At 37.0% G+C, this 23,275-nt stretch carries 24 protein-coding genes and 1 pseudogene; 6 read left to right on the top strand and 19 right to left on the bottom strand.

The window, feature by feature from the left end; translation table 11 throughout:
- Positions 1-47: 47 nt before the first annotated feature.
- Together rpsG and rpsL are read right to left on the bottom strand one after the other, a co-directional pair.
- The gene (rpsG, locus tag R8749_RS02010; RefSeq protein ID WP_317697522.1) at positions 48-518 is read right to left on the bottom strand and encodes a 30S ribosomal protein S7; all 471 of its coding nucleotides are present in this window, start codon (positions 516-518) and stop codon (positions 48-50) included.
- Between the two features lie 27 nt (positions 519-545).
- Positions 546-959, bottom strand: coding sequence for a 30S ribosomal protein S12 (gene rpsL, locus R8749_RS02005; protein WP_317697519.1), 414 nt, complete (start codon positions 957-959; stop codon positions 546-548).
- Between the two features lie 227 nt (positions 960-1,186).
- Here rpsL and R8749_RS02000 point away from each other — a divergent pair, with 227 nt between their 5' ends.
- Entirely contained in the window at positions 1,187-1,375 is a 189-nt protein-coding gene (locus R8749_RS02000; protein ID WP_317697516.1) for an LBP_cg2779 family protein, read from the top strand.
- A gap of 67 nt (positions 1,376-1,442) precedes the next feature.
- Here R8749_RS02000 and R8749_RS01995 read toward each other — a convergent pair whose 3' ends face one another.
- Genes R8749_RS01995 through R8749_RS01975 form a run of 5 tightly spaced genes read right to left on the bottom strand, consistent with a single transcriptional unit; the run spans position 1,443 to position 7,378 of the window.
- A complete protein-coding gene (locus R8749_RS01995; RefSeq protein ID WP_317697514.1) occupies positions 1,443-2,204 on the bottom strand; it encodes an alpha/beta fold hydrolase in 762 nt (253 codons plus the stop codon).
- A gap of 10 nt (positions 2,205-2,214) precedes the next feature.
- The gene (locus R8749_RS01990) at positions 2,215-3,429 is read right to left on the bottom strand and encodes a peptidase U32 family protein (protein ID WP_317697511.1); all 1,215 of its coding nucleotides are present in this window, start codon (positions 3,427-3,429) and stop codon (positions 2,215-2,217) included.
- A complete protein-coding gene (locus tag R8749_RS01985; RefSeq protein WP_317697508.1) occupies positions 3,426-4,361 on the bottom strand; it encodes a peptidase U32 family protein in 936 nt (311 codons plus the stop codon). The genes R8749_RS01990 and R8749_RS01985 overlap by 4 nt, the downstream gene beginning before the upstream one ends.
- Positions 4,358-6,853, bottom strand: coding sequence for an ATP-dependent Clp protease ATP-binding subunit (locus tag R8749_RS01980; protein ID WP_317697505.1), 2,496 nt, complete (start codon positions 6,851-6,853; stop codon positions 4,358-4,360). The genes R8749_RS01985 and R8749_RS01980 overlap by 4 nt, the downstream gene beginning before the upstream one ends.
- 54 nt (positions 6,854-6,907) lie before the next feature.
- Positions 6,908-7,378: a CtsR family transcriptional regulator gene (locus tag R8749_RS01975; protein ID WP_317697503.1), complete on the bottom strand. Its 471-nt coding sequence runs from the start codon at positions 7,376-7,378 to the stop codon at positions 6,908-6,910.
- 164 nt (positions 7,379-7,542) lie between these two features.
- Here R8749_RS01975 and ppk1 point away from each other — a divergent pair, with 164 nt between their 5' ends.
- Positions 7,543-9,630, top strand: a complete 2,088-nt coding sequence (gene ppk1 / locus R8749_RS01970) for a polyphosphate kinase 1 (protein ID WP_317697500.1) — start codon at positions 7,543-7,545, stop codon at positions 9,628-9,630.
- Entirely contained in the window at positions 9,631-10,605 is a 975-nt protein-coding gene (locus R8749_RS01965) for a Ppx/GppA family phosphatase (protein WP_317697498.1), read from the top strand.
- A 4-nt stretch (positions 10,606-10,609) separates the two neighbouring features.
- On the opposite strand, the gene deoC is transcribed toward R8749_RS01965, so the two are convergent.
- Genes deoC through R8749_RS01950 form a run of 3 tightly spaced genes read right to left on the bottom strand, consistent with a single transcriptional unit; the run spans position 10,610 to position 12,900 of the window.
- Complete coding sequence (gene deoC, locus R8749_RS01960; RefSeq protein ID WP_317697495.1) at positions 10,610-11,278, bottom strand: deoxyribose-phosphate aldolase; 669 nt, start codon at positions 11,276-11,278, stop codon at positions 10,610-10,612.
- Positions 11,279-11,318: 40 nt separating this feature from the next.
- Complete coding sequence (locus R8749_RS01955) at positions 11,319-11,978, bottom strand: prepilin peptidase (protein WP_317697492.1); 660 nt, start codon at positions 11,976-11,978, stop codon at positions 11,319-11,321.
- 34 nt (positions 11,979-12,012) lie between these two features.
- On the bottom strand, positions 12,013-12,900 hold the full coding sequence (locus R8749_RS01950) for an aldo/keto reductase (protein WP_317697490.1): 888 nt from the start codon (positions 12,898-12,900) through the stop codon (positions 12,013-12,015).
- A 169-nt stretch (positions 12,901-13,069) separates the two neighbouring features.
- Between R8749_RS01950 and R8749_RS01945 the strand changes: the two genes are divergently transcribed.
- A complete protein-coding gene (locus tag R8749_RS01945) occupies positions 13,070-13,813 on the top strand; it encodes an exodeoxyribonuclease III (protein WP_317697487.1) in 744 nt (247 codons plus the stop codon).
- Positions 13,814-13,824: 11 nt separating this feature from the next.
- Positions 13,825-14,355 (top strand): 3'-5' exonuclease, encoded by a 531-nt coding sequence (locus R8749_RS01940; protein ID WP_317698486.1) that lies wholly within the window; start codon positions 13,825-13,827, stop codon positions 14,353-14,355.
- A 13-nt stretch (positions 14,356-14,368) separates the two neighbouring features.
- On the opposite strand, the gene tsaE is transcribed toward R8749_RS01940, so the two are convergent.
- Genes tsaE through R8749_RS01925 form a run of 3 tightly spaced genes read right to left on the bottom strand, consistent with a single transcriptional unit; the run spans position 14,369 to position 16,500 of the window.
- Positions 14,369-14,824, bottom strand: a complete 456-nt coding sequence (gene tsaE / locus R8749_RS01935) for a tRNA (adenosine(37)-N6)-threonylcarbamoyltransferase complex ATPase subunit type 1 TsaE (RefSeq protein WP_317697484.1) — start codon at positions 14,822-14,824, stop codon at positions 14,369-14,371.
- Positions 14,811-15,794, bottom strand: a complete 984-nt coding sequence (gene pta, locus R8749_RS01930) for a phosphate acetyltransferase (protein WP_317697482.1) — start codon at positions 15,792-15,794, stop codon at positions 14,811-14,813. Before pta ends, tsaE begins: the two co-directional genes overlap by 14 nt.
- Before the next feature lies 1 nt (position 15,795).
- On the bottom strand, positions 15,796-16,500 hold the full coding sequence (locus R8749_RS01925; RefSeq protein ID WP_425613206.1) for a uracil-DNA glycosylase: 705 nt from the start codon (positions 16,498-16,500) through the stop codon (positions 15,796-15,798).
- A 56-nt stretch (positions 16,501-16,556) separates the two neighbouring features.
- Between R8749_RS01925 and R8749_RS01920 the strand changes: the two genes are divergently transcribed.
- Positions 16,557-17,444 (top strand): Cof-type HAD-IIB family hydrolase, encoded by an 888-nt coding sequence (locus tag R8749_RS01920; protein ID WP_317697478.1) that lies wholly within the window; start codon positions 16,557-16,559, stop codon positions 17,442-17,444.
- Positions 17,445-17,490: 46 nt separating this feature from the next.
- On the opposite strand, the gene R8749_RS01915 is transcribed toward R8749_RS01920, so the two are convergent.
- The 6 genes and pseudogenes from R8749_RS01915 to dapD all read right to left on the bottom strand — a co-directional run bounded on the left by R8749_RS01915 (position 17,491) and on the right by dapD (position 23,275).
- Positions 17,491-18,543 (bottom strand): aspartate-semialdehyde dehydrogenase, encoded by a 1,053-nt coding sequence (locus R8749_RS01915; protein WP_317697476.1) that lies wholly within the window; start codon positions 18,541-18,543, stop codon positions 17,491-17,493.
- Between the two features lie 2 nt (positions 18,544-18,545).
- Positions 18,546-19,732, bottom strand: a pseudogene (locus tag R8749_RS01910) (aminotransferase class I/II-fold pyridoxal phosphate-dependent enzyme).
- A 14-nt stretch (positions 19,733-19,746) separates the two neighbouring features.
- The gene (dapB, locus tag R8749_RS01905; protein WP_317697473.1) at positions 19,747-20,508 is read right to left on the bottom strand and encodes a 4-hydroxy-tetrahydrodipicolinate reductase; all 762 of its coding nucleotides are present in this window, start codon (positions 20,506-20,508) and stop codon (positions 19,747-19,749) included.
- Positions 20,505-21,401 carry a 4-hydroxy-tetrahydrodipicolinate synthase gene (gene dapA / locus R8749_RS01900; RefSeq protein ID WP_317697471.1) on the bottom strand — a complete coding sequence of 299 codons (897 nt, stop codon included), beginning with the start codon at positions 21,399-21,401 and terminating at the stop codon, positions 20,505-20,507. The genes dapB and dapA overlap by 4 nt, the downstream gene beginning before the upstream one ends.
- The gene (locus tag R8749_RS01895) at positions 21,402-22,559 is read right to left on the bottom strand and encodes an N-acetyldiaminopimelate deacetylase (protein ID WP_317697469.1); all 1,158 of its coding nucleotides are present in this window, start codon (positions 22,557-22,559) and stop codon (positions 21,402-21,404) included.
- Positions 22,560-22,564: 5 nt separating this feature from the next.
- On the bottom strand, positions 22,565-23,275 hold the full coding sequence (gene dapD / locus R8749_RS01890) for a 2,3,4,5-tetrahydropyridine-2,6-dicarboxylate N-acetyltransferase (RefSeq protein ID WP_317697467.1): 711 nt from the start codon (positions 23,273-23,275) through the stop codon (positions 22,565-22,567).

Here is a 23,275-nt window from a genome sequence, read left to right as displayed (position 1 = left end):
CCTCATTTCCTTCATTGCTTCAAGCAGCAATAATTTTAAATTTAAAATTACCAACGATACTGAGCAAATGCACGATTTGCTTCTGCCATTTTGTGTGTATCTTCACGTTTCTTCACAGATGCACCTGTATTATTAGCTGCATCCATAATTTCATGAGCTAATTTTTCATCCATTGAACGCTCGTTACGAAGACGTGAATACTGAACGATCCAGCGCAAAGCTAAAGTTGTTCTTCTTTCAGGACGAACTTCAATCGGTACTTGATAGTTAGAACCACCAATCCGGCGTGCTTTAACTTCAAGAACAGGCATTACATTATTCATGGCATCTTGAAAAACTTCAAGCGGATCTTTATTAGTCTGTTCATGAATGATGTCAAATGCTCGATAAAGGATATTTTGAGCCTTACCGCGTTTTCCATCTTTCATCATGTGATTGATAAGTCTTGATACTAATTTTGAATTATATATTGGATCTGCCAATATATCTTGTTTGACGATTGTGCCTTTTCTTGGCATTCTGTACTCCTATCTGAAAAAAATATGTTATTTCTTTGGACGCTTAGTTCCGTATTTTGAACGGCCCTGCATACGATCGGTAACTCCTGCTGTATCAAGAGTTCCACGAATAATATGATAACGAACACCGGGAAGATCTTTTACACGGCCTCCACGAATTAAGACAACACTATGTTCCTGTAAGTTGTGGCCAATTCCAGGAATGTATGCTGTAACCTCAATTAAGTTAGAGAGGCGCACACGGGCATACTTACGAAGAGCTGAGTTAGGCTTTTTAGGTGTCATTGTTCCGACACGAGTTGCAACTCCACGTTTTTGAGGAGCTGGATTATTGGTTAAGTTTTTTGTCATACTGTTATAACCGAAGTTCAAAGCTGGTGATTTTGATTTACTAGTCTTTGACTTGCGGCCTTTGCGTACTAATTGGTTAATAGTTGGCATTAAATATTTAATATCCCTTTCTAATTTTTTTGCTGGTACACATATCCAGGCGTTTTGCTTTTTCGACAATATCTTAAAAACACTACAAAATTCTAGTATTTTATAAGGCAATTGTCAATCTATTTTTGTAAATTTTATTAACGAAATACTTTTTTTAAACTTGGTTTTACTTAGATTCATGAAATCTGCTATACTCAAATAAAGAAAATCATTTAGGGGAGTTAAATATGGACGGTGTATCACCACTAGTTGAAAAAATTATTAATTTTGAAAAAGAACATAATATGACTGATAGCGATCTCGCCTTTGCAAGTCACATTTCAGTTGAACATATTCATGCTGCAAAAGCAGGAATTGGTCAGATTGATCCACAAATTTTAAACGACATCATGAAATTTCTTAATGAGAATGAATAGGTGCTGATCTTTCTTGGGGGAAAGATCAGCAAACGAAAAGACCATCGTGATAACGAACTGGTCTTTTTTAATATTTCTCGATAAAATTTGCAATATCCTCAACAACAGACAACGCATAGTCACCACCATGCCCCGTCCCTGGTATAAATTGAACCCAAGTTGGAACCTGTTTTTTAATTAATGATTTTTCCATCTTCAAAACTCCACTTAATGGCGCCAATTCTGATAATGAATTAAATAAATAAACTGGACCCGTGGTCTTCTTTACTCGATAATAGGGTGTTGCCTGCTCCAATAATTTTTCATCATTATTTAGATAGTTCATGATAAAGCCTTTATAGAAACTTTCATTAATTTTTTGCTGATCTTCAGGAGTTTCACCTTTGCCAGAACTAAGCTTAGCCTTTACATCATGATGTTTTAAAATCCATTTTTCGATATCAAAAATACCTGAAAGCGACACGGCTGGAATTCCATATTTAATTGCTAGTTCAACTGCCATTGTTCCACCTACAGAGGTTCCGACTGCTGCGATTTTACTTTCTGGGAATTTGTCCTGAATCCAATTATAAACTTGATTCATATCCTTTAAAGGAGCTGGATAAAAACTTGGCGGTGCTAAACGATAATCGGGAACGATAACGTTATATCCGGCTTCCAACAATTTGGCTGCCAGTTGAGTCTCGTTATCTTTTGAACCGCGAAACCATCCTCCACCATGAATCAAAATTATACTCACTTGTTTTTTACCGCTAGTTTCATTTTGATAGAGATCCAACTTTAAATCATGTATTGGATCATAAACAAGATCTTTATTAATTTTAGTCATTAACGTGCCTCTAGGCTCTTACTTTAGCTGCTTTTTTCTTTCTAATCATCGTACCAACTGGTAATTCTTTGTCTATTGCAATCGAACAGATCATCATTGCATGACTCGCTCTTTCGATTTTCATTCCATCTTCGTCCTGAAGATCGTTCACCGTTGTTAAATAATGGTAAAAATTAGGGCCATAAAATTCTAATTCATCACCTTCAGAAAAGTTATTTCGTTCCTGAATAATAACTCTTCCATCTTGATAGCCTTTAACCTCCCCAATAAACTCATAACCGAGGTCAGGTTTTGTATGTTCAAATAACTCATCGTCTTTGGTTGGAGCTCCATTAAAGAAACCAAAGGACATCCGGCGCTGAGAAATTTTAGCTAACTCATCAATCCACGCAGGATCAACTTCAAAATGTTCTGGATCTGCACAATATGTATCAACTGCAGTTCGATATACATTAGCAACTGTTGAGACATAATGAATCGTCTTCATCCTTCCTTCAATTTTAAGACTGTCAACTCCTGTTGAAATCATTTGACCGATTACTGGAATTAAACTCATATCAACTGCTGACATGGTAAACATCTCATCGCCGTTTAAAGAGCTGCCTGATTCATCAGCAAGATTATAAAGAAAGCGGCAGTTTTGAGCACATCCACCCCGATTAGCATCGCGCTTGTTCATATAATTACTCATCACGCAGCGCCCAGAATAACTAGTACACATTGCTCCTTGAATAAAGGCTTCGATCTCAACATCAGTGTTTTCTTTAATTTCCTTGATCTCTTCAAAAGTTGTCTCTCTTCCTAATACAACTCGTTCAAGACCATGCTTAGCCCAAAAGTTTACTGCCTCATAATTTACTGCCGATGCTTGGGTCGACAAATGAACAGGAAGCCCTGGTACTTTTGTTAAAACAGCACTAATAATTGCTGGATCAGATACAATTAACGCATCGACTCCAGCATCTCGAACCTCAGTCAAATAAGAAATATTATCTTCTAATTCATTTTCATGACAGACAATATTAGCGGCAAGATAGACTTTTGCTCCATGACTATGAGCATAGGCCGCGCCTTCTGCCATATCACTAATCGAATAATTATTAGCTCTTGATCTTAGTCCTAACCGTTCTCCGCCGATATATACTGCATCTGCTCCATAATCGATTGCTACTTTTAATTTTTCAGGTGTTCCTGCTGGAACTAATACTTCAGGTTTATTCATCATTTAATATCACCAATCTGATAATCATAAAATCCAATTGAATATTTTCGATCTGCGGGCACTGTTTGTAATAATTTTTCCTCTAACTCACTCAGCCGATCATCGTTTAACTGATCCTGTAAAATATAATTACGTGCTTTAACAAATATTTTTATTATATTAAGCCAATTATCTCCGTCATAAAACTTACTGTCAAATGTGAAGAAGTTAATACCCATACTGACTAATTCCAAAAATTTACTTAATAAATTAAGGTCATATGGTGCATACATATGGGTCCCATGCTCATCTTCAAACATGATGTATTCTTCTTCCGGTCGGGCAGGCAAAGATACTTTATAAATCTCATTAGGCGCAAAATCATTTGTTTTATCAACATAATCTAAATAATTATAAATAAGACTTCTGCCTGAATGCTCAATTGCGATTGGACCAAATAACTGCAAAATGGGTTTTACTTCCAACTTCGGCAAAAGTTCTTTTAATTCAACATAAGGGATTTCCCGCGATAACTGAACGTACGATGCCCCTTCTTCACCCCAAAAATTCATCATTCCAGAGTTCGTGTCTAATACTTCCCCATTGTAAATAAATTTTAGATTTGGAAAGTTATTTTGAATAATATTAACTGCTCCTGCATCTCCAACCATTACATAATCAACTTCAATTTGATCAAGAGCTGCTAAATATTCTTGATAAGACTGTAACTTCTCGTTATGCAAAATTGCATTTGCCGCGACAATAATCTTCTTGCCTTTTTGATGAGCAATTTTAGTTAAATCAGCCGTTTCCGCTAAATCATAGCTAGTGGGCAGACGCAATCCAAAACGATTATTCCCGATAATTAATGCATCTATTCCCTCATCAAAAACAGTACCCGCAATGTCTTTTACGGGTACTGTGGAAGAAAATCGGATCAATGAATCATCTTTCAAACTTTAATTTTATCCTTTTTCTTTTCAGATTTTTTAATACGTAACTTTATTTTATCTTTTTGAGCTCCAACTGTTACCACATCACCACGTGAAATTTCACCGGACAATAACTGTTCACTCATTGAATCTTCAAGTTCAGTCTGCAGAGTCCTTCTAATTGTACGAGCTCCATACTCAGGATTATATCCTTTATCAGCAATTAAGCTGATTGCACTTGGGGTAACCTTTAAAGTAATCCCTTGATCTGATAGCCGTTTTGAAAAATCTTTTACCATTAACTTAACGATCTGGTGAATTTCATCTTTAGTTAAAACTTTGAAAATGACAATTTCATCAATTCGATTTAAAAACTCTGGCCGGTAAGTTTCTTTTAGCACCTCTCGGATCCGCTCTTCAATTGCAACATCATTTGTTGAAGTACTTCGAGCACCAAATCCAACTTCATGATCATCACGTAGAGAAGTCGCACCTAAGTTTGAAGTCATGATAATAATTGTATTGCGAAAATCAACCCTTCGTCCTCTAGAATCAGTCAAAAATCCGTCATCTAAAACTTGTAACAACAAATTAAAGACATCTTGGTGAGCTTTTTCAACTTCATCAAATAAAACAACTGAATAAGGTTTGTTTTTAACTTTTTCGGTCAGCTGACCGCCTTCTTCATAACCAACGTATCCAGGAGGCGAACCAATTAAACGGCTGGTCGAGTACTTCTCCATATATTCTGACATATCAATTCGAACAATATTATCTTCCGAACCAAATAATGCTTCTGCTAAAGCCTTCGCTAATTCTGTTTTACCTACACCTGTTGGTCCAAGAAACATAAATGAACCCATTGGTCGATTAGGATCTTTTAAACCGCTGCGGGTTCTTCTAATTGCTCTTGAAATGGCTGACACTGCTGCATCTTGTCCAATGACTCGCTGATGAAGGAATTTTTCGAGATGCACTAAACGGTCAGATTCTTTTTTTGTGAGCTGGGTGACTGGAACTCCGGTCCATTCAGAAACAACTTCGGCGATGTCTTCTGGAGTTACGACAATTTCCTGCACTTTCTGCTCAGAGTTATTACCATACTTAGCCCGATTTAACTTATCTTTTAGTTCAAACTCTTCTCTGCGAATTTCAGCTGCTAATTCAAAATCCTGATTTTTTACTGCAGATTCTTTATCGGCTTCAATCTTCAGCAACTTTTTATTTAATGAATCGGCCTTAGAACCAGTAGCATGGGCTAAATGAACCTTAGCTGAAGCTTCATCAACTAAATCAATTGCCTTATCTGGTAAGAATCGATTAGTAATGTAACGATTAGATAGTTCGACTGCTGCATCAATTGCCTCATCACTAATTTTTAAATAGTGATGTTCTTCATACCGTGAACGTAGCCCTCGTAAAATCTCTTTAGTTTCAGCAATTGTTGGCTCATCAACCTGAACCGTCGCAAAACGTCTTTCAAGCGCTGCATCTTTTTCCACATATTTTTGATATTCATCTAATGTGGTAGCCCCAATCAGCTGGATTTCACCACGAGCCAGAGCCGGCTTTAAAATATTGGAAGCGTCAATTGCTCCTTCAGCTCCTCCAGCTCCAATTAATGTATGCAATTCATCAATAAAAAGAATTACGTTATCGCTGTTAGAAACCTCTTTAATCAATTTTTTCAGTCGGTCTTCAAATTCACCCCGATATTTAGTGCCCGCAACAAGAGAGCCCATATCAAGCATCATTAAGCGATCGTCCTGCATTTCTTCTGGAACAGTTCCAGCAACAATCTTTTCAGCTAATCCTTCAGCAATTGCAGTTTTCCCAACTCCCGGTTCACCGATTAAAACTGGATTATTCTTGGTTCTGCGAGAAAGGATTTGAATAACTCTTTTAACTTCTTTTTCACGGCCAATAACTGGATCAACTCTATTCTGCCTTGCTAATTCGGTTAAATCTCGTGCCAATTTATCTAAAGTAGGAGTCTTGGTATTTTTATTCGTTGTCATTTCCGGATTAGAAACGGGTCTTCTTTTTGCACCCGTCCTTCCTGGCGCTTCACTGATACCCATTTTCTTAAGCAAAAGCTGACGAGTTTTGTTAAGATTTAGACCTAAATTTACTAAAATCCGAGTTGCCAAAACATCATCTTCTCGTAAAAGACTTATCAAAATATGCTCGGTTCCAATTTTTAATGCCCCCAGCCTTTTGGCCTCATCTCCTGCGACAGCCAAAATTTCTTTAGCTTTTTGCGAGTACCCCAAATTATTACTGATCCCCGCGTTTTCTACGCCAGTACCAAAGCCCGTTAAATCATCAATCTCTTCTCGAATATCTGCTTCGTTAACGTTGAGTTTTCTCAATGTTTTCCCAGCAATTCCTTCAGTTTCAATGACCAGTGCTAATAATAAGTGTTCAGTTGACACCGCATAATGACCGTACATTTTCGCGTTTTCCTGTGCAATTTCCAGCACCATTCTGGCACTAGGTGTAAATAAGTTATCCATCAATAAAACCTCCTCTATGAGGAATTTAAACACTGTCTATATTATAATACTAAACTAATTCTCATACTCTAGCTTTGTCAAAATACACTTTAAAATATGAGCTCTTAATTTATTTTGAACGGGTTTTTCTATATCTCCTAAGGCATCGTTGTCAAGTGCAGAAATAATAATCCGACCGCAAGAGTCTGTAATAACTTCTTCACTGATTAATTGATTAACAATCGTAGTCGCATCACTTAAAGTTAAAACCGACCCAATATCAGCTTTAACCTTTTCCAAAAGATCTCCGCATTCAACAAACTGCAGCTTAACAATTCTAATGTAACCGCCACCACCGCGTTTACTCTCAACATAATAACCATGTTTTGAATCAAAACGAGTCTTAATCACATAGTTTATTTGAGAAGGCACAACATTAAAGTAATCAGCGATTTGCTGCCTTCTCAGTTCGACTTCAAAATTCTCTTTTAAAATACTTTTTATATATTCTTCAATTAAATCTGATAAATTATTTGATTGGCTCATTGTTTTTCCTTGACTATACTTGACTAACATTATAATACAAGGACACTTAATTTTAAAGCATTGAGAAAAAGTTTGAAATTTTTTTACCCATTATGGTCTTAATTAAAAAAATAAGCATATACTGTTATTGTAAAGATTAACGTTGATGGTGAGGTGAACGAACAATGGCTGATACTCTTTTGCGACAACACGATTTTATGAATCGGGAAATCAGTTGGCTGTCATTTAATGATCGAATCTTAGATTTAGCGGATAGTCCAAGAATTCCGCTCTTGGAGCGCGCAAATTTCCTTAAAATTACCCAATCAAACCTCGACGAGTGGTATATGATCAGAGTTGCAAATTTAATTAGAGAAGTTAATTCCGGCGATAAACATCCTGATAAATCAGGAATGGCCCCAAATACTCAGTTAAACCAAGTTCGTAAACTAGTTAAAAAGCAGCTCAAAAGGCAAAATAAAATTTGGACTAAACTTAAAAATTGTTTTGAAAATCTTGGGATAAAAATTCTCGATTATCAAAAATTAACTGACGACGAAAAATCTTACGCCGACAGCTACTTTGAAACAACAATCAGCCCGCTGATTGAAATCGAACTTCTCCCCAAAGATCTCCCTTGGCCGGAAATGGAAAATGGCGATATGTATTTTATCGTTGATATGGTCAGCTCTAGTGACCAAACAAAACATATCTTTGCCCATTTTAAACTTCCGTCTCTTGAAAGGCTTCTTAAATTCAAAGATCAGTCAAATCAATTCATTTTACTTGAACAAATTATCAAAGCTCACTATCAAGACATAATTTCGACTAAATTTAAAGGGCGCTTTTTAGCCCAAAGTATTTATCTTTACCGGATTTTAAAAGACATGGATATCAGATCTTTACCGAAGGACTCTGATAATACCGAACAAGCGGTAGAAATTGCAATTGAAAAGCGGGAGGCTTCTCCTGTTATCTTCCTAGCAATGGACGCTAATGCTCCAAGCAAGGTTTTAAAAACTTTGACCCATGCTCTTTCGGTCAATCCTCTTAACACTTTTCATATCTCTGGGGACTGGGATTATGACTTTATTAGTCCATTATGTAAAAAAATTACTGACAATAATCAGATTAACACTGAAAAATTGCATTTTAAGAGACACTCTCCTCACCATTTATCAGAATTGGAAGATGAACATATTTTTGAACAAATTCAAAAGAAAGATTATCTCCTTCATCATCCATATGACAGTTACGATGCAATTACTAATTTCTTTCAACAGGCAGCCGTCAACCCATCAGTTACTGAAATTTACATCACAATTTATCGCACATCAAAAAACTCTCCTATCGTCAAAGCTTTAGCAGATGCCGCTAAAAATGGTAAAACCGTCCATGCTTTAATTGAAGTAAAAGCAAGATTTGATGAAGAACACAACATTGAAATTGCAGATTACTTGAGAGGGACTGGCGTTAATGTTTATACCAGTTTTCCTGATCTCAAGATTCACAGCAAAATGGCTCTAGTTGTTATTGAAGAGGGAGATCAAAAAATTGAGCTGGCTCATCTTGCTACCGGAAATTATAATGAAATCACCGCTAAATCATATACTGATTTCAGTTTTTTTACTTCCCAAAAGAAGTATTGCACTGATATTAAAAGGATCTTTAAATTTATTGAAGGAAAAAAGGAACTTCCTTCTAAACTTAATAAGCTTGTCATTGCCCCTAATATGCTGCGTTCAAAACTTCAACATGAAATAAAAAGAACTATTAAGAAAAATCAAGAAGGCGAAAAATCGGAAATTTGGATTAAGTGTAATTCTTTTTCCGACTATAAAATCATCAAAGAATTATATAAAGCCAGTTCAAAAGGAGTGCGAATTCATTTATTAATTCGAGGACTAACTACAGCAATTCCGCTTCTTCCTAATGTAAGCCGACATCTTCACATTCATTCGATTGTTGGAAGGCTGTTGGAACATTCCCGTATTTATATTTTTAAAACGGGAGGCTCTTTTAGATGCTTTCTTTCTTCTGCCGATATGATGCCAAGAAATCTGGATCGAAGAATTGAAACTCTCTTTCCAATTGAAGATGAAGAATTAAAAAAGAGAATTTACAAAATATTTGAACGCATGTGGGATGACCGTACCCAAAGCTACACCAAAAAGTCTGACGGAAGCTATACCAAACGGATATCTAACAAAAATGCTCAAAAATATCTTCCAATCCAGGAACAATTTTTAATTGAAGCAGAAAAAGGAAAATAAATGACACAAACGCTCGCAATTTTGGATTTGGGCTCAAACTCAATCCGCACGACAATCACAGAATATGATAACGAAGGAAATTTCCAAGTTTTCGAACGACTCCAGGAAATGGTTAGGATCTCTAAAGGCATGGGAAAAGAAAAGACTATTAAACCTGAAGCCTTGGATCGCGCTATGAAAGCATTAGCTTCATTTAAGGAAGTTTACGACAAATACAAAAATCTCAAAATAATTGCCGTGGCAACAGCTGCAGTTCGTCAGGCTGCTAACCAAAAAGAATTTCTTGAACAATTTAAAAAAGTAATGGGATTTTCGTTAAAAGTTATCAGCGGCTATGAAGAAGCTGAATATGATTTTTACGGCGTCATTGGAACCCTGCCGGTTAATGATGGAGTTATTATTGATACGGGAGGTGCTTCTACCGAAATTATTCTAGTACAAAAAGGCGCCTTAAAAGAACGCGTCAGCATTCCGCTGGGAGCTGTCAATATTTCAGAATCGTTTTTAGATGGAGATCCGATCACTTCTGCTTCTTTATTCAGGGCTTCAGTTGAATTATCCAGCATTTTAAACAACCTCCCTTGGCTTAAAGAAGCTGTTAATTATCCAATTATTGCAATCGGCGGCTCAAATCGAACCCTTGCCAAAATTAGAAAAAATGAACTTAATCAAACTGAGCTGCCCATTCACGGCTACCATATGAACCGCCAAAACGTTGATGACATCATTTACGAACTATTGAATAAAACAAACGAAGAACGCCAAAATATTAAAGGCCTTGCTAAAGAACGTTCACAAATTATTATCGGTGGACTTCTGCCAATCAGATTAATTATGGAAAAAATTGATTGTGAACAAATTATTTTTTCTCAGTCTGGGGCTCGTGAAGGGATTCTTTTTAAAGAAATTGAGACTCAAACTAAGAAGTCAATCCAAACAACTGATATCTCTAACATGACAATTGATGAAATTTAGCTCTCTATAATTTCTCTTTTGCTTCATCTAAAATTTTTACTCCATTAGCTGTACTAAGTCGATCAGCGCCAGCTTCAAGCAATAAAATCGTATCTTCTAGTGAAGCCATGGGATCAGTTGCTTCGATCTTAATTTCATCACCAACTAAATTTTTTATCAGCCTCACATCTTCTAGCTGTTTATCACCTAAATCAGTTTTAATAGCTGTTATTTTCACTTCTAACGCAATTTTTGCTATTCGTTCAATTTCTTCTTTAGATAGGTGGTTGCTATTTATGATGACTTTTCCTACAATATCCCACGTTTGACAGAGAGACCAAACTACATTCATCTCTGTTTTGACGTAGTCATCATGCCCTGCTTTAAATTCCGTTAAATTAACAACATATTCAACTTCTTTTGCCCCGTTTGAAATCACATCTTCGGTTTCAAAAGCTTTGGTTGGAATACTCACTTGACCATGTGGAAAACTAACCGCTGCTCCGACTTTGACCTCACTATTTTCTAAATAATCGGCACAGAATTTAACTTGCCCTGAGTGTACAATAATTGAATTAAATTCATTTTGTTTGGCTTCATCGCAGACTTTTTCTAGATCAGGATAAGTTGTACAATTATTCAAGTTTGTAACATCAATGAGTTTTGTAAAGTCGTTGAGTTTATATGTTTTCATTTTTGACCTCTTCATTATTAATTCTATTTTGCATTATAATTCAACCGCTTACAAGAGTTAAAATCTGGATGATTAGAAAACCCCAAGTTAAATAGGGAACAAAGGCAATTTTCTTTTTTGGACTAATTTTCCAATATAACGCCAAAATCAAAAGACAGGAAATTAATATTAGCTCTAAAGCTTTTTCTATACCTAAAACTAAGGAAATGGGAAATAATAGTAAAAGATCACCAATTCCCATTCCTTGAGTAAATAAGCTTATTGTCCCAACTATAAAAATTAAAATCAAGCTTTCACCAACTTTTAAATATTGGGTTGGCAGCAGTAATAATGTCAAAATTATCGGCATCCAAGTGAAAATCTTCATTTCACCGAGGTCTGTTAAATAGCAGTAACTCAAAACCAGCTCAACTATTAAAACCTGCCAATAAAAATTAAAATAAAGAAGCAAAAATGAAAGACCTAAATACAACTCAACTTGAAAAGAATGTGAGTTATATTTTTGATGGCAATAACGGCATCGCCTGCCAAACAGCAGATAACTAACACTTGGAATTAGGTCTAAAATTCCCAAAACATGGCCGCAGTAATCACAATGTGACCGAGGTGTTATAATTGATAAATTTTTGTTGGTTCTTTCATAGATTAGACAAAAAAAGGAGCCGATTGAGGCTCCCAAAAAATAATTAAGAAAAATCATTTAATATCCTCCTATCTAAACATTACGTAAATGCTTAGATAAAAGGTAAAGGTCGGTATAAATTAAAAGTATCTGGATTTTGATGCTGATCGGTTTTTCCAGCTAAGGTCTCTAATTGAGCATAATCTTGTGAGCTCAATTCAAAATCAAAAACTTCAATATTAGATTTTATATATCGTTCATGCGTTGACTTAGGAAGCGGCAGATAACCCTGTTCTAAACTCCACCGAATTAAAATTTGCGGGACGGTCTTATAATGAGCGGCAGAAATTTTCTCCAGTATAGGGTTATGCAGTAATTTTCCAGTCCCTAATGGAGAGTATGCTTCGGTTAAAATGCCTAATTCCTGATTCATTTTCACTAAATCGGTTTCTGGATCTCCCGGATTTAGAAAAATTTGGTTAACCATTGGAGCAATTTCCCAAGTCTTTTTTAATTCTAAAATGTGATTTTCGCGAAAATTGCTAATTCCAATTGCACGAGCGCGTCCAGATTTATAGATGTCTTCCATCGCCCGCCAAGTTTCAGCATTTACTTTATGCCAGTCATGAGAAAATTCAATTGAAACTGGCCAATGAATTAAATATAAATCAACGTAATCAAGTTTTAAGCGAACCAAAGAATCATTAAACGCTCTTAAAACATTATCATAGGACTCGCGCTGTGAATTCCACAATTTTGTAGTTATAAAAAGATCTTCTCTTTTAATGTTAGAATCGTGGATCGCTTGACCCACTGAAATTTCATTTTTATAAATGGCTGCTGTATCAATATGACGGTATCCCGAAGAAAGTGCCCATTTTACAGAATCGTACGCTTCCTGACCATTCTTTGTCTGCCAAGTTCCAAAACCAATTATGGGAATTTCAACTTTATTACTTAATGTATATGTATCAGCAATACTTTTTGCACTTATTTTCACAAGATCGCCTCCTATAATGTATTTTAACATTTTAAACTTGGCGGTAAAAATTGATAAATTTGAAAATTCTTTTAAACTTAAAACATTGGATCAAATATACTCTATAGTTGCTAAAAAACCTGATCTTGTTAAAATTAGAAATTAACACTACTCTTTTGGAGAAAACAATATGAAATTTATTTCGTGGAACGTTAACGGCCTTAGAGCTGTTTTAAAAAAAGATTTTATGAATCAATTTAAAGAATTTGACGCAGATTTTGTCTGTCTTCAGGAAACTAAAATGCAGGAAGGTCAAGTCTCCCTTGATCTTCCGGGATACACGCAATACTTTAACTACGCCGAACGAAAAGGATATTCTGGCACCGCAATTTTTACAAGAATTAAACCGCTTGATGTTCACCTTGGAATTGACCAAGCTGAATTTGATAACGAAGGGCGAATTATCAGATTAGAATACCCTGAATTCTATCTAATCTGCTGTTACACTCCTAATTCTGGCTCTGAGCTAAAACGGCTGGAATACCGAATGAAATGGGAAGATGCTTTTAGAGAATACGTTGGTAAACTTAAAGAAAAGAAAACCGTCATCATTTGTGGAGACCTTAATGTTGCTCACGAAGAAATTGATTTAAAAAACTTTAAAACTAATCATCATAACGCTGGATTTACTGACGAAGAAAGAAATAAGATGACTGAACTGCTTTCTTCTGGTTTTACCGACAGTTTTCGAAAATTATATCCAGATGAAAGAAAATATTCATGGTGGAGTTACCGCGGACATGCAAGAGAAACGAACGCGGGCTGGAGAATCGATTATTTCTTAATTTCAAGTCCGGATAAAATAAAAGAAGCTAAAATTTTAAATGAATATACTGGTTCTGACCACTGCCCGGTTGAGCTAATTACGGAGTAAGTGTTATGACAATGAATTTCGTAGCAATTGATTTTGAAACTGCTAATAATGAACGTAACAGCGCCTGTTCTTTAGGGCTTGCGGTTGTCCGCCACAGTAAAATTCAAGATTCCTTTTATTCGCTGATCAAACCACCGACACCAATTTCTCCCGACACGCAAAGAATTCATGGCATCTCTAACGAAGACGTTGCTAATGCTCCAACATTTGATCAAATTTGGCCTCATATTAAGTTTTTCTTTCAGCGGGATTGTCTAGTTGCCGCTCACAATGCTCCATTTGATTTAGGAGTTTTAAAAGCTACTGCCAACTACTACAACATCTACTTTGATCCCGTTTTAAGCATTGATACCGTAACCACTTCTAGAAAACTATATCCCGAAATCCGGCGTCATTCGCTAGATGCAATGACTGACTATTTAAACATTCAATTACCCCATCACCATCGATCAATTGATGATGCAATTGCTTGTGCCAAAATTCTGTTAATCCAAGAAGAGCATTTTGGCGATTATGTTTTAAAAGGCCTAGTAAGAGGATAAAAAAGAATTGGACTTAAATCCAATTCTTTTTTATTTTTGCTGTTAAATTTTCTGAAGAATTCTTAATGTCTACTACGCGCTTGTCACCATTAATTTCACTAAAATAAAGAACTAGTGAATCAGGATAATTATCAATTATCTGTTCTCCCCACTCAATCACCAGAACATTTTGTCCATCATCATATTCCTCAACCATCTCTTCATCTTCTTCTGATAAGTTTTTCAATCGATAAAGATCTAGATGGATTAAGGGCAAGCGCCCAGAATGATATTCTTTAACCAACATAAAAGTAGGGCTGTTAACAATTTCCTTGATATCTAAACTACGTGCAAGTTGCTGAGTAAGCGTGGTTTTCCCGGCTCCTAAATCACCAACTAAAAATATTTTCTCGCCGCCTTTTAAATCTTGCGCAATTAATGTGCCTAATTTATTTGTGTCAGTTAAATTAGAAAGTTTAATTTCCATCATCAATTAGGGCTAAGGCTGCCGTTACAATTGCAATTTCAACAATATCTTCTTTACTGCATCCTCGAGAAAGATCTGATACGGGACGATTAAGTCCTTGTAAAATCGGTCCTAAAGCTCGAAAGCCTCCCAAGCGCTGCGTTAACTTATAGCCAATATTTCCTGCTTCAAGACTAGGGAAAATAAAGACATTTGCTTGACCGGCAACCTTAGAATCAGGAGCTTTTAATTTTGCTACTTCCGGAACAAAAGCAGCATCAAACTGTAATTCTCCATCGTAAGAACCCGCGGGATCCATTTTTTGTACTAATTCAGTTGCTTCTCTTACTTTATCTACTTGCGGAGCTTTAGCTGAACCTTTAGTTGAAAAACTAAGCAAAGCAATTTTAGGATCAATATTAAAAATCTGAGCCGTTAATTTTGACTGAAGTGCTGTTTCGGCTAACGTTTGGGAATCAGGTTCAATATTAATAGCACAATCGGCCATTAAGTATTTTTCATTTTCCTTTTCCATCAGAAAAGCTCCGCTGACTCTGCTGACACCTTCTTTAGTTTTAATAATCTGTAAAGCAGGACGTACCGTATCTGCAGTTGAATGAATTGCTCCTGATACTAACCCGTCAGTTCGATTTAAATAGGTCATCATCGTAGCATAATAAATTGGATCAAGCAGGAGTTTCTCCGCGTCTTCTTTTGTAGCTTTCCCTTTGCGTCGATCGACAAAGGCATCAACCGTTGCATTAAAGTCTGGGTCACTTGCGGGATCAACAATTTCACTGCTGCTTAAATCAACATGCAGTTTACTTGCAGCTTCTTCAATTTCTGATTTTTTCCCAACCAAAATGGTTTTTATTAACTTTTCCTGATTTAATAAAGCGATTGCCCGTAAATTTCTTTCTTCAGTTGCTTCCGGGAAGACAATTCTCAAATTTTTCCCTTTAATCTTAGTTTTTAACTCATCGATAACATTCATTTTAATCTCCTTTAGTAAGATCCCAGTCAATGGGAGTCTTGCCAATTTGTTTTAAATATCCATTAGTTTTAGAAAAAGGACGTGAACCAAAAAATCCGTAGGTTACAGAAAACGGACTTGGATGCGAGCTTTTGATCACAAAATTACGATCTAAGTCAATTAGCTCCTCTTTCTTTTTAGCAAAATTTCCCCATAAAATAAAGACAATTCCGCCACGCTTAGACAAAAATTTAATGACTGTGTCTGTAAAGTACTCCCAACCATGACCTTGATGAGAATTGGCAGCTCCGTCTCTCACCGTTAAAACTGCATTCAATAACAGAACCCCTTGTTTTCCCCACTGGCTTAAATCACCATTGTCAGGAATCGGTAAATTCAAATCCGATTGTAATTCTTTAAAAATATTAACCAGTGACGGTGGAATTTTCGCTGTCGGCTGAACCGAAAAGCTTGCTCCCATTGCTTGATTCGGTCCATGATATGGATCCTGACCAACGATCACTACTTTAACATTTTCAATGGGCGTCCACTTAAAGGCATTAAAAATACTGCCGCGAGGAGGATATATTGTATACTTCGCTTCCTCTGCATTTAAAAATTTCAAAAGCTCACCAAAATAAGGCTTATTGATTTCCTCATTAAGCAGCTGATCCCAAGAATTGCCAATTACTTCTAACTTTTTTTTTGAATTCGTTTGCATAGTCATTATGTTTATTGTACGACATTATGATAAAATTTGGACAGAAAAGGAGAGATTATTTTATGATTAAATTAATTGCCTCAGACATGGACGGAACTCTTTTAAATCACGACCTCGTGATTCCCGAAGAAAACATTGCTGCGATTAAAAAAGCGCAAGCCGAAGGAATTGAATTCATGATCGCAACTGGCCGGGGGATTACAGAAGCAAAGCCACTTTTAGAAAAATATAATTTGAACTCAGCTTTTATAACTTTAAACGGCGGACAGGTTTTCGACGAAAAAGGCGTTGTTCAAGTTGAATTTCCTTTAAAACCTGTTTGGACTAAAAAAGTGGTTCAATCTCTAATAAATCAAGATCTTTACTTTGAAGTTGTAACTAGTAATGGAATATACTCTGATGACAAAGTTAAAAGAATCAATAATATTGCAGGGCTAATCTCTAACCTAAACCCTGGTACTCCCTTCAAACTTGCGGTTGCCTTGTCGTCTGCGAGAATTGAGCTGATGAATATAAAATATGTCGAAAATTACGATGAAATTCTTAGTGATCCGAACATAAAAGTATTTAAAATTATTGCATTTGATACTCAATCAACCGTGAAATTTGATGCAGTAAAAAAAGATTTACTTGCTGAACCTAATCCAGGAGTGGTTATTACTTCTAGTTCAACTTACAACATTGAAATTAATGATATCAATGGACAAAAAGGAATTGCTCTTAAAAAGTATGCTGAACAAAAAGGTCTTGGTGCTGAAAATGTTATGACCTTAGGGGATAATGTCAATGATACAACAATGATTGAATACGCTGGATACTCTGTCGCAATGGGAAACGCCATTGATGACATCAAGAAGATCGCTCATTGGCAGACTGATACCAACAATAATGCTGGCGTTGCCAAAGCAATTGAGAGAGCCATTGAATTTAATCATACTGGTAAGGAATAAAAAGGTCTGTAGGATTTCCTTCAGATCTTTTTATCAACAATATCTTTTAGATTAAATTTCTTTTAACTAAACTTGCTGCAATTTCTACCGTGTTGCTGGCAGCTCCCCGCATCAAATTATCAGCCACTACCCACATCTGAAATGCTCTCGGGTTTTCTATGTCAGCTCTAATTCTGCCGATGAACGTCTCTCTTTTACCTTCGGCATTAAGGGGCTGCGGATAAATTTGTTCTTTAGGATCATCTTCAATAACCAATCCCTTTGTTTGTGCCATCAACGAACGTATTTCATCGACCGTTGCTTTTGAATCATTTACCGTGAAATACACTGATTCCCCGTGACCGACTGCAACTGGCACTCTCACGCACGTAGCCGTTACTTTAAGGTCTGGTGCATTCATGTCGTTTAAAAGAATTTTCTTCGTTTCATGAATCATTTTCCATTCTTCATGCGTGTAGCCATCGTCTTCAAAGACGTCAATCTGCGGCAGAAGGTTAAATGCTAATGGATAGTGGTGAAGATCTCCTTTAGTTGGGAGAATTTCGGCTTTCATCGGCTTGTTTTCTAAGTACTCCTTAGCCTCATCAAGCATCTCATTCCACGCTGACTGTCCTGCTCCTGATACTGCTTGATACGTCGAAACAATAATTTGTTTTAAACCGTACTTTTGATAAATCGGATTTAAAGCAGCGACCATTTGGATCGTCGAACAATTGGGATTGGCAATAATTCCCTTGTGATGAACAAGTTCTTCGTCATTAACTCCGGGAACTATTAAAGGAACCGTCGGATCCATTCGAAAAGCACTAGTGTTATCCACACAAACTGCCCCTCGTTTTACAGCTTCCGGCAGCAAACGCTTTGAAACGTCGCCACCGGCAGAAGATAAGACTAAATCAACACCCTCAAACGATTCTGGTCTTGCTTCTTCGACCTCAATAACTTGATCTTGATATTTGATTTTCTTGCCCGCAGAACGTTTTGATGCCAAAAGCTTTAGAATTTTAACAGGAATTTCGGAATAAGCAAGTTCGCTCATTAAACGACTTCCTACTGCTCCGGTTGCCCCTAAAATAGCTACTACATAATCTTCTTTCATTACTATTTAATCTCCTTAGCCATGAACTCTTTAACTCGTTTCATAGCTTCTTTAAGCGTCTCATCACTAGCTGCATAAGAGAATCTGATATATCTTTTGCCGCCTTCCCCAAATGAATTGCCTGGAATTCCGGCAACTTTTCCTTTACTTGCTAGATCCCACGCAAAAGCCTGGTCATCTTGTCCGTACTGTGCAGGAATTTTGACAAACATATAAAATGCTCCATCACTTTCGACTGTTTCAAGTCCCATCTCATTTAAAGACTTCACAAGATAATCACGCCGTCTTTGATATATTTTTCGTGATTCTAATGGGTCGTCTGCTCCGTTTTCTAAGGCTTCAACGGCTGCTGCCTGTGCTGGATTGGAAGGTGCCGTAACCATAAAAGCATGCATTTCAAGAATCCATTTTACAAGTTCGGCAGGACCTGCAACGTAGCCCACCCGATAACCTGTCATCGCATGCGACTTAGAGAGTCCATTTACAACTAACGTGCGTTCGGGAATATAACGAGCAATTGAGGTATGAGGCATGCCATAAACTAACTCACTGTAGATTTCATCTGAAATCACGTATAAGTGGTGTTTTCTTATAATTTCTGCGATTTTTTGAAGATTATCGGCTGAATATTCCCGTCCAGTCGGATTAGTCGGATAATTTAAAATAATTACTTTTGCCTTTGGGTGTTCTTTTAATGATTGTTCTAAGGATTCTGGCGTTAAAACAAAATCAGTCATTGAAGTGTTGATTGAAACAACTTTACTTTTTGTTAACTGAATAATTGGAAAATAAAGAGCATAAGAAGGTGTTGGAACAATTATTTCATCACCCTGATTAAAAAATGTCATCATTATTGCCGTTAATGCTTCAGTTGCCCCAATTGTTACCACGATTTCGGTTTCAGGATCATAGTCCAAACCTTCGGTTCGTTTTAAATAATGGCTGATTGCAAGACGTAGTTCAGGCGTCCCCCTTGCGAAGAATAATGAGAATCATTATTTAAAATACTATCTACTGCCGCCTGCTTAATATGTTCCGGCGTATTTAAATCGGGTTCGCCAAGTGTCAGTTTCAAAACATCCGGGATCTCATTTACTTTCACATCGAAAGCTCTAATTCCCGAAGGCGGAATTTCTTTTAAATTATTTGATTGTGCTATTTTTAATAAATCGTTTGCTAATTGAGGCATCTCTCCACCACCTTTTATAATATTTTTTCTAATCCAACAATAAGCTTCGTTAAATTCATAACCTGCTCAATTGCTACTTTAACTCCCTGCATGAAAGAAGATCGGTCAAAGGAATCCTGTCTAATTGTTAAAGCTTCACCGGGACCGCCAAAAAGGACCTGTTCATGCGCAACGTATCCGGGTAAACGAACTGAATGAATTTTAATTCCTTCATAATCTGCTCCCCGGGCAGGATTTTGTTCTAAAGTTTTTTCAGTTATATCTTCTGGGTTACGGCTTTCGGCAATTATCTGAGCGGTCTTAATTGCAGTCCCTGACGGGGCATCTAACTTATCTGCATGATGCATTTCAATAACTTCAGCATCTGGAAAATATTTAGCAGCTTCTTTAACAAATTTCATCAATAAGACCGCTGATAAACCGAAATTAGGGGCAATAATCCCGCCAATACCATTAATAGCTGCTAGATTTTGCAATTCAGAAATTTGACTATCATCTAATCCGCTAGTGCCAATAATGGGACGCATCTTATGCTCAATCGCAAATTTAGTGTTTTCAAATACGGCGCTGGGGACTGTAAAATCAATCCAAATGTCTGCTTCGATATCACAATCTTTTAAATCACTAAAAAGTTTAGTCCCTGCAGGCAGATCTAAATTGTCATCTAAATGAGGAGCAAATGCACCTACCAGCTCACAGTCCTTTAAGCTTGATACTAACTTCTCCGTTTGCTTCCCCATCGAACCGGTGATTCCGGCAATAATGATTTTTTTCATTCTTTAACTCCTAAATCTGTTACACCTAATACCTGCGCTAATTTTTCTTTCTCAGAAGAATCCAAATCTACAATCGGCAGGCGACATGCTCCACTGGCATATCCTTGCGCATTTAAGATCGCTTTTACTGGTGAAGGTGAAGGATAAAGGAATAAGCCCTGCATTTTAGGGATTAACATTCTTTGCAGTTTGCCGGCTTTGGCAATCTTGCCTTGAGCTAAAGCATCATACATTTCACGCATTGTTTTTCCATAAATATGGCTGGCAACAGAAATTACTCCGGCCGCGCCAATCGTTTTAGCTGCAAGTGACTGCGGATCTTCACCCGTATAAGTCAAAAAATCATCGTCAGTTTCTTCAATAATCATGGCTAGGTCTTCTAATGATGTGCACTGTTTAACTCCCTTGATTTTGGGATTTTTTGCCATTTCAATGATTGTTTCATTAGAAATTGTAATTCCCGTGCGACCCGGAATATTATAAATCATCAAAGGTAAATCACAGTTATCAGTAATGGCTTTAAAATGAGCCTTGATGCCTCTTTGATTTGGCTTATTGTAATATGGTGCGACTATTAATGCCATATCAATGCCTTTAATTGAGCTGACTTCATTCGTGAATTCAATTGTTTGAGCTGTATTATTACTTCCTGTGCCTGCAATAACCGGAACTCGTCCATGAATCATCTCAGCAAACTGCTTAAAAAGTTCAATTTTTTCATCATGCGTGAGCGTTGCGCCTTCACCTGTCGTCCCGCCGATGACGAAACCGCGGCTGCCAGTTTCAAGCAAATGCTCCGTCAGTTCTTCTAAACCTTGATAATCAATCTCACCATTTTCCTTAAACGGCGTGATAATTGCGGTGATAATATCTGCATCTTTAAAATTATTCATCTAATTCTTCTTTCCTGCCTTCATTCGTTTATTAAAATAACCAATAAAAGCCTTAACTCCTGCGTAAATCGCACTTTCTTGCGGGTTAAAAGTTGCTGAATGCAGCTGAGAATCATCCTCAACGCCTAACCAGCACATCGTCCCCGGAATTTTTGATAACAGATAACCAAAATCTTCACCCGTCATCGCGGGTTCAGTTTCTTCATATTGAATCTCTGAATTCTCCTGCATATAGGTGATTAATTCTTTAGTCAAAACAGGATCATTTTCAACTGGCAGATAACCACCCTGATTCAGCTCAACAGTAACCTCGGCATTGAAACTTTTGGCAATCCCTGCACCAACTTCTTGAATTCGCTGATCGATTAACAAAATCATTTTCTGAGTAAGACCACGAATTGTACCTTCCATATGGGCACTTCCTGCAATAACGTTCCGAATTGTTCCGGCTGAAATTTTGCCAATTGTTATTACCCCGCCTTCAATTGGGTTAATACTGCGGGATACAATCGTTTGAATCTGACCAATCATTTCAGCAGCTGCTACCACCATATCATTAGCAGCCTGCGGATAGGCTGCGTGTCCTCCTTTTCCCCTTAAATCAATATTAACTTCGGTCGTCCCAGCAAATAAAGTACCCATGCGGCATCCGATCGTTCCTGCGGGCAAATCTGGTGTCACATGAATTGCATAGATTTCATCCGGCAGCCAATCATCAGTTAAAAGTCCTTGCTCGTAAGCTAATTTTCCGCCATTTTCACTTTCTTCTGCTGGCTGAAAAAAGAAAAGCAAATTATCTTTGGGTTGATTTTCACTGTAGTAGCTCAAAATTCCTAACGCCACTGTCATATGAAAATCGTGACCGCAGGCATGCATTACCCCTGAATTTTTAGAAGCAAACGATAAACCCGTTTGTTCATTTACCGGCAGCGCATCAATATCTGTTCGATAGCCAATTGTTTTATTGGGATCACTCCCTTTAACTCTTACTAATAAAGCTGTTTGAAGATCAGGAGAAGTCTTGATTTCTAAATTAGTTTGATCCATTTGAGCAATGATCTTTTTAAGATAGCAATGAGTTTCGTTTTCTTTAAGCGCTAACTCTGGAATCTGGTGTAAATCCCTTCGAATTTCAATTAATTGATCTGAATTTAACATCGTTGTTACAGCTTTCTGAGATCAGTTTCAATGCCAGTTTTACTGGTGGTTTTTTGATCAATTTCTTTAATCACCCGTGCTGGGACTCCCGCAACTACTGTTTTAGGTTTGACGTCTTCTGTTACAACAGCACCGGCTGCAACTACTGCCCCGGCTCCAATTTCAACTCCTTCTAAAACTACCGCATTAGCTCCAATCAGAACTTTTTCTCCAATTTTTACAGGCTTAGCCGAAGCTGGCTCAATCACTCCCGCAATTACCGCCCCTGCTCCAACGTGGGCATTATCCCCGACAATGGCCCTTCCGCCAAGAACGGCATTCATATCAATCATGGCACCGTTTCCGACCTTGGCACCGATATTAATTACCGCCCCCATCATGATTACTGCATTGTCACCAATCGTTACCTGATCACGAATCAAAGCTCCTGGTTCAATTCGGGCATTAATATTTTTTAAATCAAGCAAAGGAACCGCTGAGTTACGAGCAATGTTTTCGATTTTGTAGTCTTTAATTTCAGATTGGTGCTGCTCTATAAATGGTTCTAAATCTTCCCAATCGCCAAAAACAACTCCAGTTTTATTTTCGATAAAAGTTTTTACCGATTCTGGCCATTTAAGATTAACTAAGTCACCTTTAACATAAACTTTAACAGGTGTTGTCTTCTTCGCATTCCCGATAAATTTAATAATTTCTTCTGCAGATAAATCTTTCAT

Source organism: Xylocopilactobacillus apis, assembly GCF_033095965.1.
Taxonomy (GTDB): Bacteria; Bacillota; Bacilli; order Lactobacillales; family Lactobacillaceae; genus Xylocopilactobacillus; species Xylocopilactobacillus apis.
The sequence above is the reverse complement of the archived record's forward strand: the minus strand, read 5'-3'. Positions and strand labels throughout refer to the sequence as shown.